This is a genomic window from Gluconobacter sphaericus (genome assembly GCF_016757795.1).
Taxonomy (GTDB): Bacteria; Pseudomonadota; Alphaproteobacteria; order Acetobacterales; family Acetobacteraceae; genus Gluconobacter; species Gluconobacter sphaericus.
This window is the reverse complement of sequence record NZ_CP068419.1, coordinates 772,685-794,209: the sequence shown is the minus strand read 5'-3', so window position 1 is coordinate 794,209 and position 21,525 is coordinate 772,685. Positions and strand designations below refer to the sequence as shown.

16 protein-coding genes, 1 tRNA gene and 1 pseudogene are annotated in these 21,525 nt (G+C 61.0%); 13 read left to right on the top strand and 5 right to left on the bottom strand.

Annotated features, from left to right (window positions below):
• Window positions 1-86: 86 nt before the first annotated feature.
• The 3 genes from typA to IGS75_RS03830 all read left to right on the top strand — a co-directional run bounded on the left by typA (window position 87) and on the right by IGS75_RS03830 (window position 4,726).
• Window positions 87-1,907 (top strand): translational GTPase TypA, encoded by a 1,821-nt coding sequence (gene typA / locus IGS75_RS03840; protein ID WP_202257638.1) that lies wholly within the window; start codon window positions 87-89, stop codon window positions 1,905-1,907.
• Window positions 1,908-2,116: 209 nt separating this feature from the next.
• Window positions 2,117-2,458 carry a hypothetical protein gene (locus tag IGS75_RS03835; protein ID WP_202257636.1) on the top strand — a complete coding sequence of 114 codons (342 nt, stop codon included), beginning with the start codon at window positions 2,117-2,119 and terminating at the stop codon, window positions 2,456-2,458.
• A gap of 144 nt (window positions 2,459-2,602) precedes the next feature.
• A complete protein-coding gene (locus IGS75_RS03830; protein WP_202257634.1) occupies window positions 2,603-4,726 on the top strand; it encodes a hypothetical protein in 2,124 nt (707 codons plus the stop codon).
• Between the two features lie 23 nt (window positions 4,727-4,749).
• On the opposite strand, the gene IGS75_RS03825 is transcribed toward IGS75_RS03830, so the two are convergent.
• Window positions 4,750-6,006: a D-amino acid dehydrogenase gene (locus IGS75_RS03825; protein ID WP_202257632.1), complete on the bottom strand. Its 1,257-nt coding sequence runs from the start codon at window positions 6,004-6,006 to the stop codon at window positions 4,750-4,752.
• Window positions 6,007-6,096: 90 nt separating this feature from the next.
• A complete protein-coding gene (locus tag IGS75_RS03820; protein ID WP_202257630.1) occupies window positions 6,097-7,119 on the bottom strand; it encodes an NAD(P)/FAD-dependent oxidoreductase in 1,023 nt (340 codons plus the stop codon).
• 41 nt (window positions 7,120-7,160) lie between these two features.
• Between IGS75_RS03820 and IGS75_RS03815 the strand changes: the two genes are divergently transcribed.
• From IGS75_RS03815 to IGS75_RS03785, 7 genes are all read left to right on the top strand, one after another.
• Complete coding sequence (locus tag IGS75_RS03815; protein ID WP_202257628.1) at window positions 7,161-8,240, top strand: glycosyltransferase family 4 protein; 1,080 nt, start codon at window positions 7,161-7,163, stop codon at window positions 8,238-8,240.
• Window positions 8,241-8,293: 53 nt separating this feature from the next.
• Entirely contained in the window at window positions 8,294-8,743 is a 450-nt protein-coding gene (gene tsaE / locus IGS75_RS03810; protein WP_202258139.1) for a tRNA (adenosine(37)-N6)-threonylcarbamoyltransferase complex ATPase subunit type 1 TsaE, read from the top strand.
• Window positions 8,740-11,790, top strand: coding sequence for a double-strand break repair protein AddB (gene addB, locus IGS75_RS03805; protein ID WP_202257626.1), 3,051 nt, complete (start codon window positions 8,740-8,742; stop codon window positions 11,788-11,790). Before tsaE ends, addB begins: the two co-directional genes overlap by 4 nt.
• Window positions 11,787-15,362, top strand: a complete 3,576-nt coding sequence (gene addA / locus IGS75_RS03800) for a double-strand break repair helicase AddA (RefSeq protein ID WP_202257625.1) — start codon at window positions 11,787-11,789, stop codon at window positions 15,360-15,362. The genes addB and addA overlap by 4 nt, the downstream gene beginning before the upstream one ends.
• 85 nt (window positions 15,363-15,447) lie before the next feature.
• Window positions 15,448-15,774 carry a thioredoxin TrxA gene (gene trxA, locus IGS75_RS03795; RefSeq protein WP_141350744.1) on the top strand — a complete coding sequence of 109 codons (327 nt, stop codon included), beginning with the start codon at window positions 15,448-15,450 and terminating at the stop codon, window positions 15,772-15,774.
• Window positions 15,775-15,848: 74 nt separating this feature from the next.
• Entirely contained in the window at window positions 15,849-17,039 is a 1,191-nt protein-coding gene (gene rnd / locus IGS75_RS03790) for a ribonuclease D (RefSeq protein ID WP_141350746.1), read from the top strand.
• Window positions 17,040-17,174: 135 nt separating this feature from the next.
• Window positions 17,175-17,870 carry a GcrA family cell cycle regulator gene (locus tag IGS75_RS03785; protein WP_202257624.1) on the top strand — a complete coding sequence of 232 codons (696 nt, stop codon included), beginning with the start codon at window positions 17,175-17,177 and terminating at the stop codon, window positions 17,868-17,870.
• A gap of 46 nt (window positions 17,871-17,916) precedes the next feature.
• Here the strand turns inward: IGS75_RS03785 and IGS75_RS03780 are convergent.
• The 3 genes and pseudogenes from IGS75_RS03780 to dksA form a co-directional block, all read right to left on the bottom strand.
• Window positions 17,917-18,593 (bottom strand): annotated as a pseudogene (locus IGS75_RS03780) (IS5 family transposase).
• Between the two features lie 281 nt (window positions 18,594-18,874).
• Window positions 18,875-18,949: transfer RNA gene (locus IGS75_RS03775), tRNA-Thr, on the bottom strand.
• A 52-nt stretch (window positions 18,950-19,001) separates the two neighbouring features.
• Window positions 19,002-19,415 carry an RNA polymerase-binding protein DksA gene (gene dksA, locus IGS75_RS03770; protein WP_141350758.1) on the bottom strand — a complete coding sequence of 138 codons (414 nt, stop codon included), beginning with the start codon at window positions 19,413-19,415 and terminating at the stop codon, window positions 19,002-19,004.
• 233 nt (window positions 19,416-19,648) lie between these two features.
• On the opposite strand from dksA, the gene IGS75_RS03765 reads away from it, so the two are divergent.
• Genes IGS75_RS03765 through IGS75_RS03755 form a run of 3 tightly spaced genes read left to right on the top strand, consistent with a single transcriptional unit; the run spans window position 19,649 to window position 21,524 of the window.
• Window positions 19,649-20,791, top strand: a complete 1,143-nt coding sequence (locus IGS75_RS03765) for a flagellar basal body P-ring protein FlgI (protein ID WP_141350760.1) — start codon at window positions 19,649-19,651, stop codon at window positions 20,789-20,791.
• A complete protein-coding gene (locus IGS75_RS03760) occupies window positions 20,791-21,093 on the top strand; it encodes a rod-binding protein (protein ID WP_194263861.1) in 303 nt (100 codons plus the stop codon). Before IGS75_RS03765 ends, IGS75_RS03760 begins: the two co-directional genes overlap by 1 nt.
• Window positions 21,090-21,524 (top strand): flagellar protein FlgN, encoded by a 435-nt coding sequence (locus IGS75_RS03755; protein WP_141350762.1) that lies wholly within the window; start codon window positions 21,090-21,092, stop codon window positions 21,522-21,524. The genes IGS75_RS03760 and IGS75_RS03755 overlap by 4 nt, the downstream gene beginning before the upstream one ends.
• Window position 21,525 lies beyond the last annotated feature (1 nt).

The following is a 21,525-nucleotide window of genomic DNA, read 5'->3' as shown; positions in this document are numbered from 1 at the left end:
ACGGTGACAGAGTTTGCATATTGGCGGGATTCGGTGCAGAAGACGGCGCAAATCCTCTCTTCGATGCCTCCCGTCTGGAAGACCACATGGAACTCCGTAATATCGCCATCATCGCGCACGTCGATCATGGTAAGACCACGCTGGTTGACGCGCTTCTCAAGCAGTCCGGCTCTTTCCGCGACAATCAGCATGTTGCTGATCGTGCGATGGACAGCAATGACCTCGAACGCGAGCGTGGCATCACCATTCTCGCCAAGTGCACGTCCGTTGTGTGGAAAGAAACCCGCATCAACATCATCGATACCCCGGGCCACGCCGATTTCGGTGGTGAGGTTGAGCGTATCCTGAGCATGGTGGATGGCGCGATCATCCTCGTCGATGCCGCCGAAGGCGCGCTGCCGCAGACCAAGTTCGTGCTTGGCAAGGCGCTGGCCCGTGGCATCCGTCCGATCGTCGTCGTCAACAAGATCGACCGTTCCGACGCCCGTCCGGACGAAGTGCACGAAGAGATCTTCGACCTGTTCGCGTCCCTCGGCGCCGACGAGCATCAGCTCGACTTCCCGATGCTCTATGCTTCGGGCCGTCAGGGCTGGGCCGATCTGGAGCTGGACGGACCGAAGAAGGACCTCGCCCCGCTGTTCGACCTCGTGCTGCGCCACGTGCCGCAGCCGAACGTGGACAAGGATGCGCCGTTCGGAATGGTCTCCACCATTCTTGAGAGCGACAACTTCCTGGGCCGTATCCTGACGGGTCGTATCGATCAGGGCCGTGCGAAGGTAAACATGCCGGTGCGCGTGCTGCGTCCGGATGGCACGATCGTCGAAACCGGTCGTCTGACGAAGCTGCTGTCGTTCCGTGGTCTCGACCGCGTGCCCGTGGAAGAAGCCGAAGCCGGTGACATCGTGGCCGTCGCCGGTCTGTCCGAAGCGACGATTCCCGACACGATCGCCGATCCGTCCATTGATGCTCCGCTGCCGTCCCGCCCGGTCGATCCGCCGACCCTGTCCATGACCTTCCGCATCAACGACGGTCCGCTGGGCGGTCGTGAAGGCAAGAAGGTGACATCGCGTCAGATCCGCGACCGTCTCTTCAAGGAAACCGAAGGCAACGTGGCCATCAAGGTGACGGAAAGCCCGGAAAGCGAAGCGTTTGAAGTGGCCGGTCGTGGCGAACTTCAGCTTGGCGTTCTGATCGAAACGATGCGTCGCGAAGGCTTCGAGCTAACGATCGGCCGTCCGCGCGTTCTGTTCCGTGAAAACGAAGAGACCGGCGAGCGCGAAGAGCCGTTCGAAGAAGTTCTGGTGGACGTGGACGAGCCTTATTCGGGCGTGGTCGTCGAGAAAATGTCGCTCCGTAAGGGCGTTATGCAGGACATGCGTCCGTCCGGTGGTGGAAAGGTCCGTCTGACGTTCCTGATCCCGTCGCGCGGCCTGATCGGCTATCATGGTGAGTTCCTGACCGACACGCGCGGAACGGGTCTCATGAACCGTCTGTTCCACGGCTATCTGCCGTATGTGGGCACGATTGAAGGCCGCCGTAATGGCTCGCTGATTTCGGCTGAAGACGGTACGACGACGCAGTACGCGCTGTTCTCCCTGCAGGATCGCGGTACAATGTTCGTCGATGCTGGCGAGAAGATCTACATGGGCATGATCCTTGGTGAGCATTCCCGTGAGAACGACCTTGACATCAATGCGGTCCGCGAAAAGAAGCTGACCAACATGCGTGCATCCGGTAAGGACGAAGCCCTGCTTCTGACGCCGCCGCGTCGCATGAGCCTTGAGCAGGCCATCGCTTATATCGAAGACGATGAACTGGTCGAAGTCACGCCGTCCGCCATCCGGATCCGCAAGCGTTACCTCGATCCGCATGAGCGCAAGCGCGCTTCCAAGTCCCGCGAAGGCTGATCCAGCTTTTCACGGACCGCTTGCATTGCAAAGGCCTGCCCTGGAACTCTCAGGGCAGGCCTTTTTTCATGGGTGTATAATGAAGTTTGTCTGAATTGAGGCGTTTTTGTGTATTGCACGGAAGCAGGGCTGAAATTTCATAAAGTTAATGCGCGACCGTGCCCGACAGGAATGATAACGTTTTAGCTAAGGCCACTTCGGAAAACTGAATGCTGGCTTGTCTTTATTTTGTTGTGGAGCTCCGTTTCCAGATGCGTCTTTTCAACCGTTCCCTGATCGCTGCTGTTTCCGCTTTGGCACTGACGGCTGCTCCGGCGTTCGCCGATCCTACCACGACGGCCGCTGCCGCTGCGCCTGTCGCTGAAGCTCCTGCCGCTCCGGCTGCCGAAGCCACTCCTGCTGCACCTGCAACTGAGTCCGATGCCGCTACGGAGACGGGCACGAAGAAGCATCACGGCAAGGGCAAGAAGCATCACCACAAGCACAAGCACCACAAGAAGACCTCAGCTGCCACGGACGCCGCTCCGACCGAAGCCGCTCCGTCCAACTGAGGGTATGTCTTTTGACCGGTCACAGGGTCATAGGACACGATACGGGGTCTGCTCAGGCAGACCCTTTTTTTATGACTCCGTCAGATGCTGGCAGGGCGTGTGCAGGCATTTGCATGCGACCGCAACCCTCACTACGCTGCTGGTATGACTTCCTGTCTTTTGAGCTGGCACGGCTCTATTGTCGCGCAGCGTGGCTTCTCGTTGTCCCTGGCGTCCCTGTCCGATGTGATCGCAGGGATGGCGGCCCCCGTCTCGTTGAGTGGGGACGGTGGCCTCGTGGAGGTCCAGCCGATCGATCCATCCGGGGCGCGCCCCCTGTATGCGGTGCGGGCCGGGAATGTTTTTCTGACGGCGACGCCGGGCCATGGATGCGGGACCGCATCACACATCCAGGGCTGGGAACAGTTCCTCGCCCTGCCGGTCGCGCACCTGCCGGAACTGCAGCGGTTGGTATCGCGTCCGTGGTATATTGCTGCTGAATCCTTTCCGGCCCTGCGTCCTGCGGTACAGGATTTCCAACTTCGTGTCGGGGACTGGGCGGTTGCTCTGGAAACGCTTGATGTGCAGGCGCAGGCAGATGGGTCTGTTCTTCTGACAGGCGAAAATATATCTCCCCTCCGGTTGGAGCCTTGTCCGTCACCTGAGGTAGTGGCTCTTTTGGAAGACGTTCGTAATGTCGTGCGGCGCGGAGATCAGGCCCCTTGGGCTCGTATCCGAGATTCCTTTGCGAGTCTTCAGTCGGAGGCCTTCAAGGTTGCCTTGTATCCCGAGGATCTGCCCCGCCTGCAATATCTGGCGCTGATCAGTGTGGACTGTGGCGAACTTGCATTGGCGGAGCGTGCGCTGGAACTGGCGCGTCGGGCCGATGATGGCGCGGACATGCTCTACTTCTCAGCCCTTATGGCAATGCGCTGCGGTCATCATGTCCGGGCGGCTGATCTGCTACAGGCGGCACTCCTGAAGCGTTTCCCGGAAGGTAGTATTCCGCAACGGATTCAGGATCTCGACGTACGCTTGCGTCAGGGTGAAAACGCCCTGTTTCTGGTGCAGGATTGCCTTCAGCATCTCCGTCTGCAGCCTTTTGACGAACTGTTTGAACGGGTTCTGACGCCCATGCCGCTTTCGGAGCAGGATGGGGCGGACATCCGACAGGTTTATGGACATCGCTTCGAGGAGACGTCTCTGCGTCTCGGGGAGAAACCCCGGCAGGCCTTGCTGGAACTGGACCGGCGTTTTAACGGGGACAGTTACTGGAATGCTCTTTGTGGCGGGCATCAGTTCTGGCTTGCGGGCAATGTGGATGCCGCTGACAGTCAGTATGCGGCGGCCAAGGCTCTGTCCATCCGGACCGGGCTCATGCCGATCCATTATAATTGTGGCGTGTTATCCTGGCTGGGCGGTCCTGCGCGTGAGGGTATGGAGCAGCCGGTTCCTGACCGTCTGGGCATGGGGGAATGGCACTGGGAGGCTAGTGTTGTTCCTGGCGATGTCCCGGGGGATCAGCTACCCGCGCTCTGTCTCGTTTTTGGGTGCGACGCCGGGTATTTCCGTTTCCTGCCCAAGTTGCTGCTGTCTCTGTTGAAGCTTTGTGCCCGCCGCCCGGATCCGTCTTTCCGGATCCGGCTGTGTCTGGGGATCGATACGCCGGCGCCGGAGCAGCTTGCGTTCATGCGCGAACTGATCAATGCCGTCTCGCAAAAGGATTTCGGTCTCGATGTCACCTTGGCTCATGGCCGTCTGACATGGCGCGATGCTGCGACCTATACGGCGATCCGTTATCTGATGTTGCCTGAAGTGGTGCGACGTTATGCCTGTCCTGTCATCACCGCCGATTGTGACGGCTATTTCCCGGATGACTTTTTGACGCTGTTCGATGAGCTCAGGGCAACGGCCGATTATGGATTCCGGCTCTATGCCTATGACCATGAGGGGCGGCAGACTTTCGGTGAGCCCTGGGGGTTTGGTGCGGGGATCTCATGGTTCGGGGAAGCTGACCGGCTGCCGGAGATTGCGGCATTCCTGCATGACTATCTTCAGGTCGCCTATGATCCGGCCAATCCGACGAACTGGTGCATCGATCAGTGCGCGCTCGTACAGTCTTTCCGGCGATTTGTGGCGCCGCGCTGGAGCGATCTGCGGATCCGCTTCATGGATGAAGGAACGCCGTTGATGGTCATGCCGCATCATGTGGGCGGCAAGGACGAACTTCTGCGCCGGGACGGGACCGTCTCGATGCAGGATGTCCGGGCGTTTGTCTGCCGTCCGTAAGCTCTTGCGGACGGCAGACATTCTCAGATGCCGTAACGGTCCAGAGACAGGTCGAGGGACGGAATCGCCGTCTGTCGGTCCGAGATCTGGTCTGCGACAATCTGGCCAGAGCCTGCTGCCATCGTCCAGCCCAGCGTGCCATGGCCGGTGTTGAGCCACAGATTGCCGTAGCGCGGTGAGGGGCCGACGATCGGCGTGCCGTCCGGCGTGCAGGGGCGCAGGCCCGTCCAGTATTTCGCAGACGACAGATCGCCGCCGCCGTACATTTCGCTGAAGGATAGTTCCAGAGTCTCGCGGCGGTCGGGGCTGAGGCGCAGGTTGAAACCATTCAGCTCCGCCGTGCCGCCAATGCGGATGCGGTCGCCAAGGCGCGTGATGGCGACCTTGTAGGTCTCGTCATTGACGGTGGAGATGGGCGCGCGGCTTTCGTCTGTGATTGGCATGGTCAGGGAATAACCCTTGACTGGATAGATCGGCAGACGCAGTTCCAACGGCTTGAGGAAGCGCGGTGAATAGCTGCCAAGCGCCAGAACATAGCGGTCCGCTGTCATACGTCCTGCGCTGGTGCGGATGCTGACGATGGCGTCACTGGCGGCTTCCAGAGCCTCGATCGTGACGCCGAGATGGAACTTCACGCCCTTGTCTTCGGCCATTTTGGCCAGACGGCGCGTGAAGAGATGGGCATCGCCCGTCTGGTCTCCGGGGAGCAGTAGACCGGCCTTGAGCAGGTGTCGCGCATTGGCGAGGCCGGGCTCGCGGGCGAGGATCTCGTCCACGGTCAGCAGCTTGTGCTCAACGCCGCTTTCGGCCAGCAAACGCATGTCTTCGGCAGCGTATTCTACCTGACTGTCCGTACGGAAGAGCTGGATCAGGCCCTTCTGGGCGCCGTCATAGGTGATGCCGGTCTCGGCGCGCAGGGCGTCAAGTCGGTCGCGGGCGTATTCCGCAATCCGCAGCATCCGACCCTTGTTGATGTCATACGCCTTTTCCGTGCAGTTCATGAGCAGTTCGCCCATGAAGCGGAACATGGCCGTGTCGAGGCGCGGGCGGACGACGAGGGGGCTGTGCTTTTCGAACATCCATTTCGCGGCCTTAAACGGCAGGCCCGGCATGGCCCAGGGCGTCGAATAGCCGGGAGAGACCTGCCCCGCATTGGCAAAGGACGTTTCCAGACCAACACCCGGCTGGCGGTCTATGACTTCGACTTCATGGCCTTCCTGAGCGAGATACCATGCCGTTGTCACGCCGATGACGCCGGCGCCCATAACGATGACTTTCATATCTGTCCTGCTGTGTTGTCGTTCGTGAAACCGCCCTGAAGCTATGAAAGCCAGCTCAGTGCTGTGGGAAAATCTGTCTGGCCCGTTTTGTCAGCCCGGCACGCCCTTGCTGGTCGAATATTCGAAATGCAGGGCCGTGTCGGGATGGACGATGGCATGGATGGCATGGGCCGCCATGGCGCCTTCGGAGAAGCCCTGAAGGATCAGCTTCAGTTTGCCCGGATAGGTCGCCACGTCCCCGATCGCGAAAATGCCCGGCGTGCTGCTCTCCAAGGTGGCCGGAGTGACGGGAACGGTGTTGCGATGCGTGTCCAGCCCCCAAAGTGCAATTGGCCCCAGATCGGTGGATAAGCCATAGAACGGCAGAAGCGCATCGGCCTCAATATGCCGGGACGTGCCTTCAAGCGTCGTGACTTCCACGGTTGAGAGTATGCCGTTCGTGCCGTGCAGGGCATGAAGCTGATAGGGCACGACCTTCTCGATCTTGCCGGCTGCAATCTGCTGCTCGATGCGCGAAAGCGTCTCGGGCGCGCCGCGGAAGCGGTCCCGGCGATGCAGCAGATAGACCTGGGCGGCCACTTCGGAGAGGGACAGGGCCCAGTCCAGCGCGGAATCGCCACCGCCTGCGACGACAACGCGCTTGCCGGTAAAGTCGGCGCGTTTCTTGACGTAATACTGCACGGCCCCCGTGCGCTCATAGGCTTCAAGCCCGTCGAGTGGTGGCCGGTTTGGCCCGAATGCGCCGGCACCGGCTGCGATGATGACGGCCTTCGCGTTGATGACGTCGCCGCGTGCCGTCTTCAGCGTGAAAGCCCCACGCTGGCCTTCCAGCGTTTCGACCCGTGAACCCAGCAGGCGCGGCACGTCGAACGGTGCGATCTGCTGTTCGAGAGCCTCGATCAGCGCACCGCCTTCGATGGCGGGATGGGCCGGGATGTCGTAGATCGGCTTCTCCGGGTAGAGCGCAGCACATTGTCCGCCGACGCTGTCGAGCGCGTCGATCAGGACGCAGGACAGTTTGAGCATGCCACATTCAAACGCGGCGAAGAGAGCGGTCGGACCGGCGCCGACAATCGCGACATCGGTGTTGAGAGTCTGAGGTGCAGTCGTCATGGTCTGTTTCATAATCGGTTTGAAGGGCTTGGGGTAGGGCATTGAAGGCACGATATGCGTTTGTAATTCAGGACCTCAAAGGTTTCGGCGGGACCGAACGCTCGGCCTGTGCTGTCATGAACGGACTGGTCCGTCAGGGCTGTGACGTGCAACTGGTGGAACTCGTCGGGATGGGTGCGCCGGCCTTTCCGTTGTCGCCCGAAATCGCCGTCTCATCCTTGTTTGGCCGGCCGGTAAAGATTTTTAACTCCTGGTTCCGCATCGTCTGGCGGCTGTCGCAGCTGCTGAAACGGGAGCAGATCGATACGCTGGTAGTCGTGGAGTCCACTCACGCGCTTTACGGCGTGGCGGCCGCACGGCTTGCGGGGGTGCGCTGCATTGTGTGGGAGCACTTCAACTTCAATGTGACACTGAACCGTCGCAAGCGAGTTTGGGGGCGGCAGATTGCCGCGCGCTGGGCCGACGATGTCGTTGTTCTGACCCGGCGGGATACGGCGCTGTGGCGTGAGGGGACGACGGTTCGGGCGCGTTTGACTGCCATTCCGAACATGACTCCCCCCGTGACGAAAAGGCCTTATCCGGCAACCTCCCGTATGGTTCTGGCGGCGGGACGCTTGACCGAACAGAAGGGCTATGACCTGTTACTGCGGGCCTGGCGGATTGTGGAGCAGGACCCGGCGAGCATGGGCTGGGGCCTCCTGATCCGGGGAGATGGGCCGGATCGTGATGCTTTGTTGCAACAGGCGGAAGGGTTGCATCGCGTGACGATCGTGCCTGCGACCGGAGATATCGACGCTGATTACGCCCGCGCCGCGCTTTTCGTGGCCTCCTCACGTTATGAGGGACTGCCGATGGTTCTGCTTGAGGCCATGTCATCGGGAGTGCCGGTCGTGGCGTTCGACTGTGAGACGGGGCCTGCGGAAATCGTGCGCGATGGCGAGACCGGATTGCTGGTCCCGCCGGAAGAGCCGGAGGCCCTGGCTGTAGCCCTCTTGGAGCTGATGCGCGCGCCCGAACGGCGTCAGGCCATGTCGGCTGCTGCCCGGGTTCGGGCTGCTGCATTTCAGGAAGGGCCCGTCATGGCGTGCTGGATGGAGCTTCTCCAGAACGGCAGTCGCTGATCTGCTCCCGAACGCCCTTGCTGGCACAGGTGCGTCGGGTCCACATTGGCGTCATGCAGATACGCCTTGATGACCAGCTTGCGACCGAAACTCTGGCGGCCCTGATTGCCGACCGTTGTACGCCCGGAGACTGTCTTGCGCTCTCCGGCGGTCTGGGAGCCGGGAAAAGTACGTTTTCCCGAGCCTTCCTGCGCCATCTGGCTCAGGACCCGCAGATGGAAGTTCCCAGCCCCAGCTTCGCGCTCGTCCAGCCTTACGAGACGCTCAAAGGAACGGTTCATCATTATGATTTGTGGCGTTTGGATGGGCCGGATGCGCTGTACGAACTGGCTTGGGATGAGGCGTGTGAGGGCATCATGCTGGTTGAATGGCCGGAGCGGGCCGGGGATTTTCTGCCGGCAGGCACACTGCATCTCACATTTACCCCCGGAGACACCGAAGATTCTCGCGTCGTGGAGCTGACGGGCTGGCCTGAGGAGCGCTTGACAGGACTGAACCGATGAGCGGCGTCGTCACCATTGCGGGTACGGAGCCGTTTCTGGACCGTGTGGCGCAGGAATGGCTTGAGCAGGACCCGGCAGCCGGAACGGATGGTCCCGGTCTGATCCTTGTTCCTAGCCGTCGTGCTGGCCGTGCGTTGATGGAGGCGTTCCTGCGGGTTCTGGACACGCAGGCCGCACTTTTACCGCGCATCGTCGCGATCAATGATGTGGACGAAGATGCTCTGGCATCCATTGGGATCGACGTCGTTCTGCCGCCTGCCGTGGAGTCGCAGCGCCGTCTGGCTGTGCTGTCGATGCTGATCCTTCAGACGCCGCTTGTGAGTGTCGGTGTGGACAGTACCAAGGGGATCGACCGGGCGTGGCCGCTTGCCAAGGCGTTGGCGGATCTGATGGACGAAGCCGAACGCAGCGGTGTTGATCTGGCTGAACGCCTGCCGGATGCAGTGGAGGAGCGCTTTTCCGATCACTGGCAGCAGACGTTGAAATTTCTTGAGATCGTCACTGCCGTCTGGCCGAAATGGCTGGAAGAAGAGGGGCTATGTAACCCGGTGGCGCGGCAGATCGCGCGTCTGAAGGCGCAGGCTCGCGCTTGGGAAGAAAAACCGCCGCTCACGCCCGTCTGGGGCGTGGGATTTGCTGACGGGTCTGCGGCGGTGTCGGATGTTCTGGCCGTGGTGGCGCGGTTGCCCGCCGGGTTCGTGATCCTGCCGGGGGTGGATCTGGGAATGGCAGACGAGATCTGGGATGCTCTGCCGCCGTCGCATCCGCAGGCCGGTCTGAAGGAAATCCTTGCGGATCTGGGGCTGTCCCGCAAGGAGCTGACGGGTTGGGATGGCGGACGGGACCGTGGACGTGAGCTGATGCTGCGCGAGGTGCTGCTTCCGGAACAGGGTATCGCCTATTGGGGGCAGGACAGCCGCCCGCGTGATATCGCAGGTCTTTCCATTCTGCCCGCGCAGGACCAGCAGCAGGAAGCGCAGGCCATTGCGCTGATCCTGCGTGATGTCGTGTCTGAAGCCGGGAAAACCTGCGCGCTCGTCACGCCGGACCGGGCGCTGGCGCAGCGTGTGGGGACCGAGCTTTTGCGTTTCGGGATCCATGCCGATGACAGTGCGGGTGAGTCCTTGTCTCAGACACCGGCCGCTGTGTTCCTGCGCCTCATTGCGACCGCTGCCGAAGTGCAGCTTTCTCCCGTCGCGCTACTTTCCGTCCTGAAACATCCGCTCGCTGCTCTGGGGCGCACGCCGGGGGACTGCCACGCTTCCGCACGGCGATTGGAACGGCTCCTGCTGCGTGGGCCTGCTCCCGCGCCCGGTATTGCTGGACTGAAAGCCGCGCTGCAGGACTACACGCAAAAGAAACATACGCCCGATAATGGTGCTAGTGCGGATGCTCCGGACGAGCCGGAAGGTCCCGCTGCTTTCATCGCGCGGATCGAGCGGGCTTTCGAGCCGCTCCTGTCCATCGAGGGCGCCATACCCCTGCCGGAACTGATCGAACGCCTGATCCACACGGCGGAAGCTTTGGCGTCTACGGCGGAAGAGCTGGAGGCGTCGGAAGACGAACCTCGTCATCCGGGCGCGCGCCTGTGGCTCGGTGAGGATGGTGAGGCGCTCTCGCGACATCTGGCGGCGTTGATCGTCAATACCGGTATTCTCCCGCCGCAGCGCCTGACGCATCTGGATTCGTTTCTCAATACTTCCATGGCTGGGCAGATGCTAACGGGCTTGCGGGCGCATCGGGGGGGCGTGGAACTGTCGCATCCGCGTGTCTCGATTCTCGGAGTGTTGGAAGCTCGGCTTCTGGCGTTCGATGTCGTAGTGCTGGGTGGGCTGAATGAAGGCGTCTGGCCTCCCGCGACCGATCCGGGACCGTGGCTGAGCCGCCCGATGCGCGTGCGTGTCGGTCTGCCTTCTCCGGAGCGGCAGACGGGTGTGAGCGCGCATGATTTCGTTTCGACCATTCTGGCGTCGAAGGAAGCCGTGTTCGCCAGTTCGGCTCGGCGTGAGGGCGCGCCCGGCGTTCCTGCGCGGTGGATGGTCCGAATGGATGCGTTTCTTGGTGGGCGCTCCCAGAACCTGCCGGTGCATCCCGCGCTGGACTGGCAGCGCTATCTCGATCAGCCGCTCGCAGGCGCCGAGGCTGTGGCGCCGCCCGAACCGCGTCCACCCGTCGCTCTGCGTCCTCGGGGTCTCAGTATTACCGAGATCGAGACGTGGATGCAGGACCCATATGCGATCTATGCCAAGCATGTCCTGAAGCTCCGGGCGCTCAAGCCGTTGGAGGAAGGTGCGGAACACGCTGATTTCGGTATGATCGTGCATGATGCGATGGAGCGCGTCCTGCGGGACTTCCCCGAGCGCTGGCCAGCCAATGCGAGCGTTATTCTGCGACGTGTTTTTGCTGAGGAACTGGCGAAAGCGAACATGCGTCCGGCGCTTGTGAACTGGTGGGGGCCGCGTCTGGTTCGAATTGCGGACTGGGTGGCGGAAAAGGAAGCCGCTTACCGGCTTGAGATGGAAGACAGCGGCCCGGCGCAGGGACGCTTCGTGGAGGTCACGGCATCTTTCCGTCTTCAGGGGGCTGTTGCGCCGTTCGAACTGCGCGGTCGTGCAGACCGGATCGATATCGGGACCGATGGTCTGGCGACGGTCTTTGATTACAAAACCGGGCAGCCGCCCAGCGGAAAGAATGTTGCGGAAGGTTGGTCCGTGCAACTCGTGCTGGAAGGTGCGCTGCTGGCGAAGGGAGCCTTTAAGGATGTTCCGGCCGTGGAGACAAAGCAGTTGCTCTACTGGCATCTGACCGGCGGGGACGAGCCGGGTAAAGAAAGCGAAGTGCCTGGCTCACGTTCCGGCACGGATGCGCCGACCCTGATCGGTGAGGCCATGGAAAAACTCCGGACCCTGGTGGACGAATACGACACGCCCGATCAGCCCTACCGTTCCCAGCCCTGGGCCGGCCATGTCCCGCGCTACACCGATTACGCGCAGCTTGCCCGCGTAGATGAATGGCGCGCGGCCTATGCGGAAGGAGAGGGCGAATGAACGACATGCCGCCTGTCACACGCCCCATCACCCGCGACGAAGTTATTGCCGCTGCCGATCGTACGCAGCGTCAGGCGTCCGATCCGCGCGCTTCTGTATTCGTCTCGGCCTCGGCGGGTTCGGGCAAGACCAAGCTGCTGATCGACCGTCTGCTTCGGCTCATGCTGCCGCTCTATGTGCAGACCGAGGACGGCGACACCATTCTGGCGGATGGCACGCATCCCTCGCGTATCCTGTGCCTGACCTACACCAAGGCCGCCGCTGCCGAGATGGCCAACCGGCTTCAGCAAAAACTGGGGAGCTGGGTCTCGCTGCCGGATGAGACGCTTGGTGCGGAGCTGGAAAGCCTCGACGTTCCCAATACGGACGAAACCCGCGCCCGTGCCCGCGCCTTGTTCCTGTGCGTGCTCGATCTGCCGGGGGGGCTGCGGATCGAAACGATCCACGCCTTCTGTCAGTCGCTGCTGCGGCGGTTTCCGCTGGAAGCCTCGGTCGATCCGCATTTCACACTGATGGAAGAGACCGACACCACACTGGCCCTGCGCGAGGCGATGGAAGACGGTCTGGCCCGTTCGCCGGAGCTTGCGGCTGACGTGGCTGGCACAGTGGGCCTGGACCGTTTCTTTCAGCGCATCCGCACGCTGAACATGGAGGAAAGCCGCGCTCGTCCGCTGCTGGAGCGCTGGAAGACTTTGCCTGAGAGTGTGGTCAGTGCCTATCGCAAGGCTCTGAACGCCGGGCAGCAGAGCCTTGAAGAACTTGAGGCTCTCGCCTGCCGTCCGCCGAAGGAAGACGAGCTGCGGGCCGGATTGCGTGACGTGCTCGGGGTCGTGACACCTACCGCCCGAGTCAACGTCGAGCAGATGCTGGCATGGCTCGGGACGGAACCGGCCAAGCGGGCGCCTGCCGTCTGGGCGAAATGCCTCCTGACGGACAAAGGAACCGTGCGGCAGATGAACCGGATCGTCGCCAAGAAGGCGCAGGAGGCCGTTCCGGGGATTGCGCCTTTGCTGGAAGACGAGGCGCAACGACTGGTGGATCTTCAGTCCAATCTCAAAAGCGTGCGTCTGGTCCTGTTAAACCGTGCCCTGCTGGGTCTCGCCGCACCCATGTTGACGGCGTTTCAGGACGGCAAGTCCGCCCGCGGCTTGGTGGATTACAACGATCTCATTCAGGAAACCCGCAATCTTCTGCGCGATCCGGGTGCGGCCTGGGTGCTCTACAAGCTTGATGGCGGCATTGACCATCTGCTTCTGGATGAAGTGCAGGACAATTCCGGCCTGCAATGGGAAATCGCCGGTGCGCTGACGTCCGAGTTTTTTGCGGGTGAGGGCGCGTGGGATATGGGACCGCGCCCACGCACCATTTTTGCGGTTGGTGATTACAAACAGTCGATCTACGGATTTCAGGGCGCCCAGCCTGAAGAGTTCCACCGCTGGCGCACCGCGTTCGCGGACCGTGTCCGCAATGCTGGGCTGCTATGGCGCGATCCGGAACTGAATGTCTCCTTCCGCTCGGTGCCTCCCGTCCTGTCCTTCGTGGACGCGGTATTCTCCCAGTCTCTCGCCGCGCATGGTCTGTTGCAGGAAGGCGAAAAGACGCTCCGCCCGCATGTCTCGGCCCGTCCGGGGCAGGGGGGGCGTGTGGAATTGTGGCCGCTCGTCCCCGTCGTTCAGGGCGAAGACGATGACGAGGGCCTGACGCCATGGCGTGCGCCTTCCGCCAATACCGGACAGCGTAGCGCGCCCCAGCGCCTCGCCGAAGCGCTTGCGGAATGGATCGACCAGCAGATCGGGCGTCCGCCTCAGCCGGGGCAGGCGCCTCTGACCGCGGGCGATGTGCTGATCCTCGTCCCCCGGCGCTCGCCGTTCCTGCGCTCGCTGATCCGGGCTCTGAAATCGCGCAATGTGCCAGTCGCAACGCTGGTGCGGGTCGGGTTGACGCAGCAGGTGGCGGTCCGCGATCTCATGACGCTCTGCGCGACTCTGCTCTTGCCGCAGGATGACCTGACACTGGCTGCCGTCCTGACTTCCCCCCTCGGCGGGCTGACGGACGACTCGTTGATGGCGCTCGCCACCCATAATGGCACGGTCCATGCCCTCGGCCCGAAAGGCCAGCCGCTCTGGACCGTTCTGCGCGAACGGCATCGGGAGCGCGAGGACTGGCGTGCGGCGTGGGAGATGCTGTCCACGCTTTATGCGCGCGTCGATTATGCATCTCCGTACCGGCTACTGGCGGAAACGCTGGGTCAGCATGGTGGCCGCACGAGACTTCTGCGGCGTCTGGGGCCGGAGGCAGCCGAGCCGGTAGACGAGCTTCTGACGGCGGCGTTACGCTATGAAGGGCTGCACCCGCCGTCGCTTCAGGGTTTTCTGCACTGGCTCGAAGCCAGCGAGATCAGCAGTAAACGTGAGGCCGAAAGCGAGCTCGGCGCTGTTCGCGTCATGACCGTGCATGGCTCCAAGGGGCTTCAGGCTCGTCTGGTCGTGATGCCGGATACAACGTCAAAACCTCCACCTGGGAGCGATTTCCTGTGGGAAGAAGCGGGGGCGTTCGAACTCCCGCTCTGGGTGCCGAAAAAGGACATGGGCACGCAGGTCACGACGGCCCTGTCGGAGCGAGATGCCGAAAAATCTCGGGCGGAGAGCAATCGCCTGCTCTACGTTGCCCTGACCCGCGCCAGTGACTGGCTGGTGATCTGTGGGGCCGGGGCCAAGCGCGAGCCCGATGATAAAAGCTGGTATCGGCAGTGCGAGGCCGGGTTCAAGCAACTGGCCAATGCGCGTTCCGAGCCGATGGATTCCGGCTGGGACGGCGAGCGGCTCGTGTTGGAAGAGGCTCGGACACTCGCTCCCGTCGCATTTCGGGGCAAGGGCGTTGAACCACCTTGTGCAGCCCTGCCGGACTGGATGGGCCGTGCTCCGGACTGGAAGCCGTCTATTGCCCAGCGCGAGGACGCCATGACGCGACCGCTCGCGCCCAGCCGTCCGGATGGGGCGGAGTTCGGTGAACTTCCGGCAACGCGTTCACCACTGGAGCTGCTGGCCGGTCGCTCCACACCGGTGCGGGAACAGGCCATGCGGCGCGGCACGATGATCCATCGTCTGCTCCAGCTTCTGCCAGAAACGCCGTCCGCCGAACGCGAGGCCGTGGCCCTGCGTTGGCTGTCCCGCCGGGCTCTGGGGCTGACGGAAGCGGAAATCGATCGTCTGGCGCAGCAGGTTCTGGGCGTCCTGTCTCATCCCGACCTCGCGCCCTTGTTTGCGCCCGGAAGCCGTGCGGAGCAGCCGATTTCCGGTGTCAGCGCGGGCCGAGTGGTTCTGGGGCAGGTTGATCGTCTGCGGATCGGGGACGGGCAGATCTGGCTCTGCGATTACAAGACAAATCGCAATCCGCATCTGCGGGCGGAGCGTACACCGGTTGTCTATCTGCGGCAGATGGCGGCCTATCGTGCCGTTCTGGAGCAACTTCATCCGGGCTACGATATTCACTGTTCTCTGGTCTGGACGGAAGGACCTGCTGTTGTCACACTTCCGTCCTTGCTTCTGGATCAGGTCTGCTCTGGTGCTTGATGCAGATCAAAAGCCCCCTTGCAGTGAGGGGCAGGGCAGCCGATATCCATTTTCATAAATTTCATTCGCCACAAGGAATACCCTCATGAGCGCAAATACCGTTGCCGTCAGCGACAGCAGCTTCGATGCAGACGTCCTGAAGTCAGAAGGTCCGGTTCTGGTTGATTTCTGGGCAGAATGGTGCGGCCCGTGCAAGATGATCGCGCCGGCACTTGAGGAAATCGGCGCTGAGTACCAGGGCCGCCTGAAGGTTGCCAAGGTCAATATCGACTCCAACCCCGAAGCTCCGACCAAGTATGGCGTACGCAGCATTCCGACGCTGATCGTCTTCAAGGACGGCAAGCCGGTCGCCCAGCAGATGGGGGCGCTGCCCAAGAGCCAGCTCAAGGCCTGGATCGAACAGTCTCTCTGATCGACCCGCAACGGGACAGGGAAGGACGCTCAGAGGGCGTGGTCACGATCCTGCGCTTTGTGTAGGATCGTTTCATGCGCTCGAAAGCTCCGACCTTCCCGACCCCCGTTCTCCTGACCTCCAGTGAAGAGCTGGCCCGTATCTGCGAAAAATTGCAGAACGAGCCTTTCGTGACGATCGACACGGAATTTGTCCGGGAACGGACCTACTGGCCCGAGCTCTGTCTCGTGCAGCTCGCCGGAACCGAAGATGTTGTCCTGATTGACACTCTGGCGCCCGGTATTGATCTTGCCCCGCTTGGCGCCCTTCTGGCCAAGCCGGATTGCACCAAGGTCTTTCATGCCGCCCGGCAGGATCTTGAGATCTTTCTCCATATTTTCGATCGCCTCCCTGTCTCGGTTTTTGATACGCAGGTCGCTGCCATGGTGGCGGGCTTCGGCGATCAGGTCGGATATGACAGCCTGGTCGGTGCAATCACCGGCCGCAGCATCGACAAGGCGCACCGCTTCAGTGACTGGTCGGCCCGTCCGCTAAGCGCGGCGCAGCTCGCCTATGCCGCCGCTGACGTCACCCATCTGCGAACGGTCTATGAGGCGCTTCGCAAACAGCTTGCCGAGCAGGACCGTCTGCATTGGGCCGACTCCGAACAGGCGATCCTGACGGAAGAAAAAACATTCCGTCCCGATCCTCGTCGCCTGTGGGAAAAGCTGAAAGCTCGCACCAGCAATCGCCGGATGCTCGGCATCCTGCGTGAAGTCACCGCCTGGCGCGAACAGGAAGCGCAGAATGCCGATATTCCCCGTCAGCGCGTCATCCGTGATGAAAGCCTGTTGGAAATCGCAGCCGTTCATCCCGATACGGTCGAGGCTCTGTCCCGTATCCGGGGTGTGACCAAAGGGTTTGCCGACGGAAAGATGGGAAAGGGTCTTCTGGAAGCGATCCGTATTGCGCAGACTCTTCCAGAGTCTGAATTGCCAAAGCCTCCTTCGAAATCCGAACGCGCCCGCCCGTCTGCGGCTCTCGTTGCACTTCTGCGGGTTCTGTTGGCGGCCAAGTGTGAGGATCACAAGGTGGCGCCCCGTCTGGTGGCTTCTTCGGACGATCTGGATCTGATTGCCCTTGGCGAAACCGATGTTGGTGCGTTGAAAGGATGGCGGCGTGAGCTTTTCGGTCTGGATGCCCAGGCGCTGGTCCGCGGAGAAATTGCTTTGGCCGTGGTGAACGGCCTCGTAGAGCTTCAGCGCGTCGCCAAGCCGGTCGCATAAGAACCGCCTTCGACGTGGCGGGGAGTTTCTGGTAAGAAACGTCCCGAAGATGTTCCGGGTCCGGTGGGCCGGGATGGAAAATCAACAGGATATCGGGCCGGTTCAGGCACCGAAACGGGACAGGGAAACGAGCATATGGAGTGGACGGACGAGACGATCGCCAGACTTCGCGATCTGTGGAGTCAGGGACTTTCGACCGCCGAAATCGGCCGCCAGCTCTCCATCACCAAGAATGCTGTCGTCGGAAAGGCTCATCGTCTGGGCCTGCCGCCCCGCCCGTCTCCCATTCGGAACCGCAAGGTCACGGATGGTGAAACAGGGACGACGGAAGCAACGCCCCGTCGCAAAAGCCCCTCCCGCGCCAAGGTTGCCGAACCTGCGGCAGTGGACCTGTTTGTGAATAAGGATGCGGCTCCGGCCAAGGTGCCTGCAGCTGTTGCGGAGAAGGCGCCAGAAAAGCCTGCTGCTCCGGTCCGCAAGGCACCTTCTGTCGCCCCTGAAGCCGCGACGAAGCCTACGTCTCAGTCAGTCGATGCCTCGCGTCCTCTTCCAGTGGCCGCCAAGGAACCCTTCGCGGCCCGTCGGGAGCTTGCTACAGCTCCCAAGTCGGAACCTCGCGTTGCCCCTGTCCCACGTCCGGTCACGCCGCCACGCTTTTCGACTGCGGGCATCGACCGCCCGACCCGCCGTGGCCCGTCCTGCTGTTGGCCTATCGGCGACCCCGGCACACCGGGTTTTCATTTCTGCGGTGCCACCCCGCTTCCTGGAAAGCCCTATTGTGCCGAGCATGCGGCCATTGCGTACGTAAAGATCCGCGACCGTCGCGATTAAAAGATGCATTAGCCTGAAAAAGCCGCCCTTCCATTAGGCTCAGGCCTCATAAGCAGAACAGAACGGTTGTAGCGAAGCAGATTGCCGAGAAGAAGGCATTCGGACATATGGCGGCGTGTTGCGACACGCCGCTGGTCCTTAAGGCGCCTGAACATGATCTTGATACGATTGCGGCGTTTATATTTCCGCCTGTCGTATTTGACTGGTTTCTCGAGAGATTTACGTCCTGGAATGCAGTGCCTGATTCCTTTTGCCTCCAGGGCATCCCTGAAGCAGCCGGCATCATAATCTCGATCCGTCAGCAACCACTGTGTCATGGGAAGGCTGTCCAGCAGAGCCGAGGCACCGGCACCGGTGTCATCACTGACCTTGTCCAACTGTCATGAAAAGGCTCAACGGTCGTCCGTTCTGATCGGTGACCGACATGCAGTTTGGTGTTCATGTCCCCTTTGGTGCGATCGCCTGGGTTCCTCTTTTTCAGCGCAGGCTGGCAGCCGTGCGGTGCGTCTTGAGAGACGTCGCATCAATCATAGTGGTCTGAGGCTCGGCCTTTACAGCAGACAAACTATCCAAGACCCGCATGAAAATGAATTTTACCTCAACGCAGACCATTACGGTTCACGAAAATAATACCGCTCAGCACGCGGCAGTCATCAGCGCGAGATTTGCCATGGCCTCTTGGGAAAGAACGGCCGCAGACAGCTCCAGCTGTTCATCCGTCAGTCAAAACAGATCGTTAACCTTCAGTCTCCTCACAGAGCCTGATTCAGATTTCCACAATCAAATCAATGGAGCCTGAGCCCAAGTACGGTGAGCCGCAGCGAACTTTTCTAATGAAAAATTAGGCACGCCCGACTGTAGCACTAAACGAAGGAGACTACCTCTCTAGGTTAAGAGCTACGCAGTCGTTTTTTTTCTGGGGTGAGGGCTGTGGAAAGCCCAATATTGCTGGGGTAGATGGCACAAAAAATTTTTCTGCTTAAATAATTTTTTGTGAAGTAAGCTGGTGCTGCTGGACAGGATTGAACTGTCGACCTCTCCCTTACCAAGGGAGTGCTCTACCACTGAGCTACAGCAGCATACCGTTGCCTTGGCGCGCTTCGTAACGGGTCAGCGCGCCAAGTGCAAGCCTTAATCGTCCCGATGGACCTTTTCCATGCGCTCGTGGCGTTCCTGGGCGTCGATGGATAGGGTCGCGATAGGACGTGCTTCAAGGCGTTTCAGGCCGATCGGCTCTCCCGTCTCTTCGCAGAAACCGTAGCTTCCGTCGTCGATGCGTTCGAGGGCCATGTTGATCTTGGCGATCAACTTGCGCGCACGGTCACGGGTGCGAAGTTCGAAAGCCCGGTCAGTTTCGACGCTGGCGCGGTCGGTAATGTCTGATTCATGAATTCCGCCTTCCGAGAGACTCGCAAGGGTTCCATCCGCCTCTTTCAGTAGATCCAGACGCCAGCGCAGAAGCTTCTGTCTGAAGTACTCGACCTGAAGCGGGTTCATGAACTCTTCATTGTCGGAGGGTCTATAATCCGGCGGCAGCGTAATCATGCACATCCAATCCTGGCTGATCTGCCAACGTCCGCTTCCAACAGGCGCAGGCGATAACGCGCGGCTTATAGCCATCCCAGCCGCATCCGCCAACCCCGAACATGCTTTATCCGTTTGTCGGAAAGCCCGGAAATCTGCGTCCCTGTTAGGGGTTTCTTTACCCTGTACGCCCATCCTCAACACCTGAAACCTCCAGACCTCTCTTGCAGGCATCAGGATACACACCGCCGCCCATGCGCTTTTTCACGCAATCTTCGTTCCCCTTCCGGACCCTGACACAGCGACTGACTGCGTTTGTTTGTGTCGGACTGCTTTTCCTGCCGGGCTTTACTCTGGCTGCTAGCGTTCGCATCAAGGATATCACGGACATGGAAGGTGTTCGGAGCAACCAGTTGATCGGATACGGTCTGGTGGTGGGGCTGAACGGGACGGGCGACCGATTGACCAATACGATTTTTACTCGTGAAACCCTGATTTCCATGCTGAACCGTTTGGGCGTTAACATCCGCGATCAGGAAACCCAACTCCAGACGCATGATGTGGCTGCTGTCATGGTGACAGCCGACCTTCCGGCATTCGTTCATGGGGGTAACCGGATCGATGTGACGGTCTCGGCTGCGGGTGACGCGTCCTCCTTGACGGGCGGAACGCTTCTGGTGACCCCCCTGATGGCCGCTGATGGTGAAGTCTATGCTGTTGCTCAGGGCTCTCTGGCGACGAATGCCTTTTCCGCACGTGGGGCTGCTGCGTCCATTACCCGCAACGTGCCCACCAGCGGGCATATCGCCAATGGTGGTATCGTCGAACGGGAAGTCCCTTTTGACCTTAGCCATCGTTCGAACCTGCATCTGAGTCTGCGTAACCCCGATTTCACGACGGCGAGTCGGATTGCGGCCATTATAAACCGGAGCTTCGGGCCGATTGCGATCGTTCAGGATCCACGGACAGTCCTGCTGGATCTGAGCAATCATGATCCGGTCTCTACGCTCTCCCGAATCGGAGACCTTCTGGTCACTCCGGATACACCGGCCAAGGTGGTCGTGGACGAAGCCAGTGGCACTATCATCATGGGGGCAGACGTCCGGATCAGCACGGTGGCGGTGGCACAGGGCAATTTGACGGTTCAGGTGACGGAGACGCCTCAGGTCTCTCAGCCGGGGCCATTCTCCGGCGGGCAGACGGCCGTCGTGCCCCGCACAAACGTCAAGGTGGATACGGGCAAGACCCATCATCTTGCGGTCGTTCCGGGGGGCACCACGCTCCGGGAGCTTGTTTCAGGGTTAAATGCGCTCGGAGTAGGGCCAAGAGACATGATCAGCATTCTGCAGGCCATCAAGGCCGATGGCGCCCTGCAAGCAGAACTGGAGATGCGTTGATGACAGTATCCTCGACCACCGCCACGGTATCGCAGGGATTACCACTGCACGGGCAGAAGGCAGATCCAGCCAAGACCCTGAAGTCGGCGCAGAGTTTCGAGTCGATGGCGATCAACCAGATGCTTCAGCCCATGTTCGCCACGGCTGAAGAGAGCGACAGCATGTTCAGTGGCGGGGCAGGGGAAAAGCAGTTCCGGCCCATGCTGGTGGAACAAATTGCCAAGCAGATGGAAAATAACGGTGGAATAGGCCTGACGGACGCGATTGATCGTCAGATGCTAGCTATGCAGGAGCAGAAATGAGCGCTTCCATTATTCCGGCCATGCAGCGGCTGATCGCCATTCTCGAAGCGGAAAACTCTGCACTGGAAGAAGCACGGATTCCAGACGCTCTGGCTCTTCTTCCGGAAAAGCAGGACGCAGCCAGAACGCTGGAGCAGGAAGTTTCTGAGGCCAATGGCCGCAGGGAGAATTTGTGTCTGTGCTGCCCTGAGGACGATGAGGCGGTTGCGCGGGAAGACGCGCCAGCCTCTCCCTACCGCGATCTGCTGGAGCAGATGACGGCACTAGGCAATCGCAATGGCGAGCTTCTGCAAAGGGCCATTAAAGCCCAGAAGCGCGTCATCGAACTGCTGACATCCACGCCGATGACGGCTCAGCCGCAGAATTACGGTAATCAGGGCGGCTATGCCCCTGTGACAGACAGGGTGGCCTTGTTTGTAAACAAAGTCTGAA

Excerpts from the sequence above, each read along its gene's own strand:
- typA (WP_202257638.1), top strand. The coding sequence starts at position 87 with ATGGAACTCCGTAATATCGCCATCATCGCGCACGTCGATCATGGTAAG.
- IGS75_RS03835 (WP_202257636.1), top strand. The coding sequence starts at position 2,117 with ATGCTGGCTTGTCTTTATTTTGTTGTGGAGCTCCGTTTCCAGATGCGT.
- IGS75_RS03830 (WP_202257634.1), top strand. The coding sequence starts at position 2,603 with ATGACTTCCTGTCTTTTGAGCTGGCACGGCTCTATTGTCGCGCAGCGT.
- IGS75_RS03825 (WP_202257632.1), bottom strand. The coding sequence starts at position 6,006 with ATGAAAGTCATCGTTATGGGCGCCGGCGTCATCGGCGTGACAACGGCA.
- IGS75_RS03820 (WP_202257630.1), bottom strand. The coding sequence starts at position 7,119 with ATGACGACTGCACCTCAGACTCTCAACACCGATGTCGCGATTGTCGGC.
- tsaE (WP_202258139.1), top strand. The coding sequence starts at position 8,294 with ATGCAGATACGCCTTGATGACCAGCTTGCGACCGAAACTCTGGCGGCC.
- addB (WP_202257626.1), top strand. The coding sequence starts at position 8,740 with ATGAGCGGCGTCGTCACCATTGCGGGTACGGAGCCGTTTCTGGACCGT.
- addA (WP_202257625.1), top strand. The coding sequence starts at position 11,787 with ATGAACGACATGCCGCCTGTCACACGCCCCATCACCCGCGACGAAGTT.
- trxA (WP_141350744.1), top strand. The coding sequence starts at position 15,448 with ATGAGCGCAAATACCGTTGCCGTCAGCGACAGCAGCTTCGATGCAGAC.
- rnd (WP_141350746.1), top strand. The coding sequence starts at position 15,849 with ATGCGCTCGAAAGCTCCGACCTTCCCGACCCCCGTTCTCCTGACCTCC.
- IGS75_RS03785 (WP_202257624.1), top strand. The coding sequence starts at position 17,175 with ATGGAGTGGACGGACGAGACGATCGCCAGACTTCGCGATCTGTGGAGT.
- dksA (WP_141350758.1), bottom strand. The coding sequence starts at position 19,415 with ATGATTACGCTGCCGCCGGATTATAGACCCTCCGACAATGAAGAGTTC.
- IGS75_RS03765 (WP_141350760.1), top strand. The coding sequence starts at position 19,649 with ATGCGCTTTTTCACGCAATCTTCGTTCCCCTTCCGGACCCTGACACAG.
- IGS75_RS03760 (WP_194263861.1), top strand. The coding sequence starts at position 20,791 with ATGACAGTATCCTCGACCACCGCCACGGTATCGCAGGGATTACCACTG.
- IGS75_RS03755 (WP_141350762.1), top strand. The coding sequence starts at position 21,090 with ATGAGCGCTTCCATTATTCCGGCCATGCAGCGGCTGATCGCCATTCTC.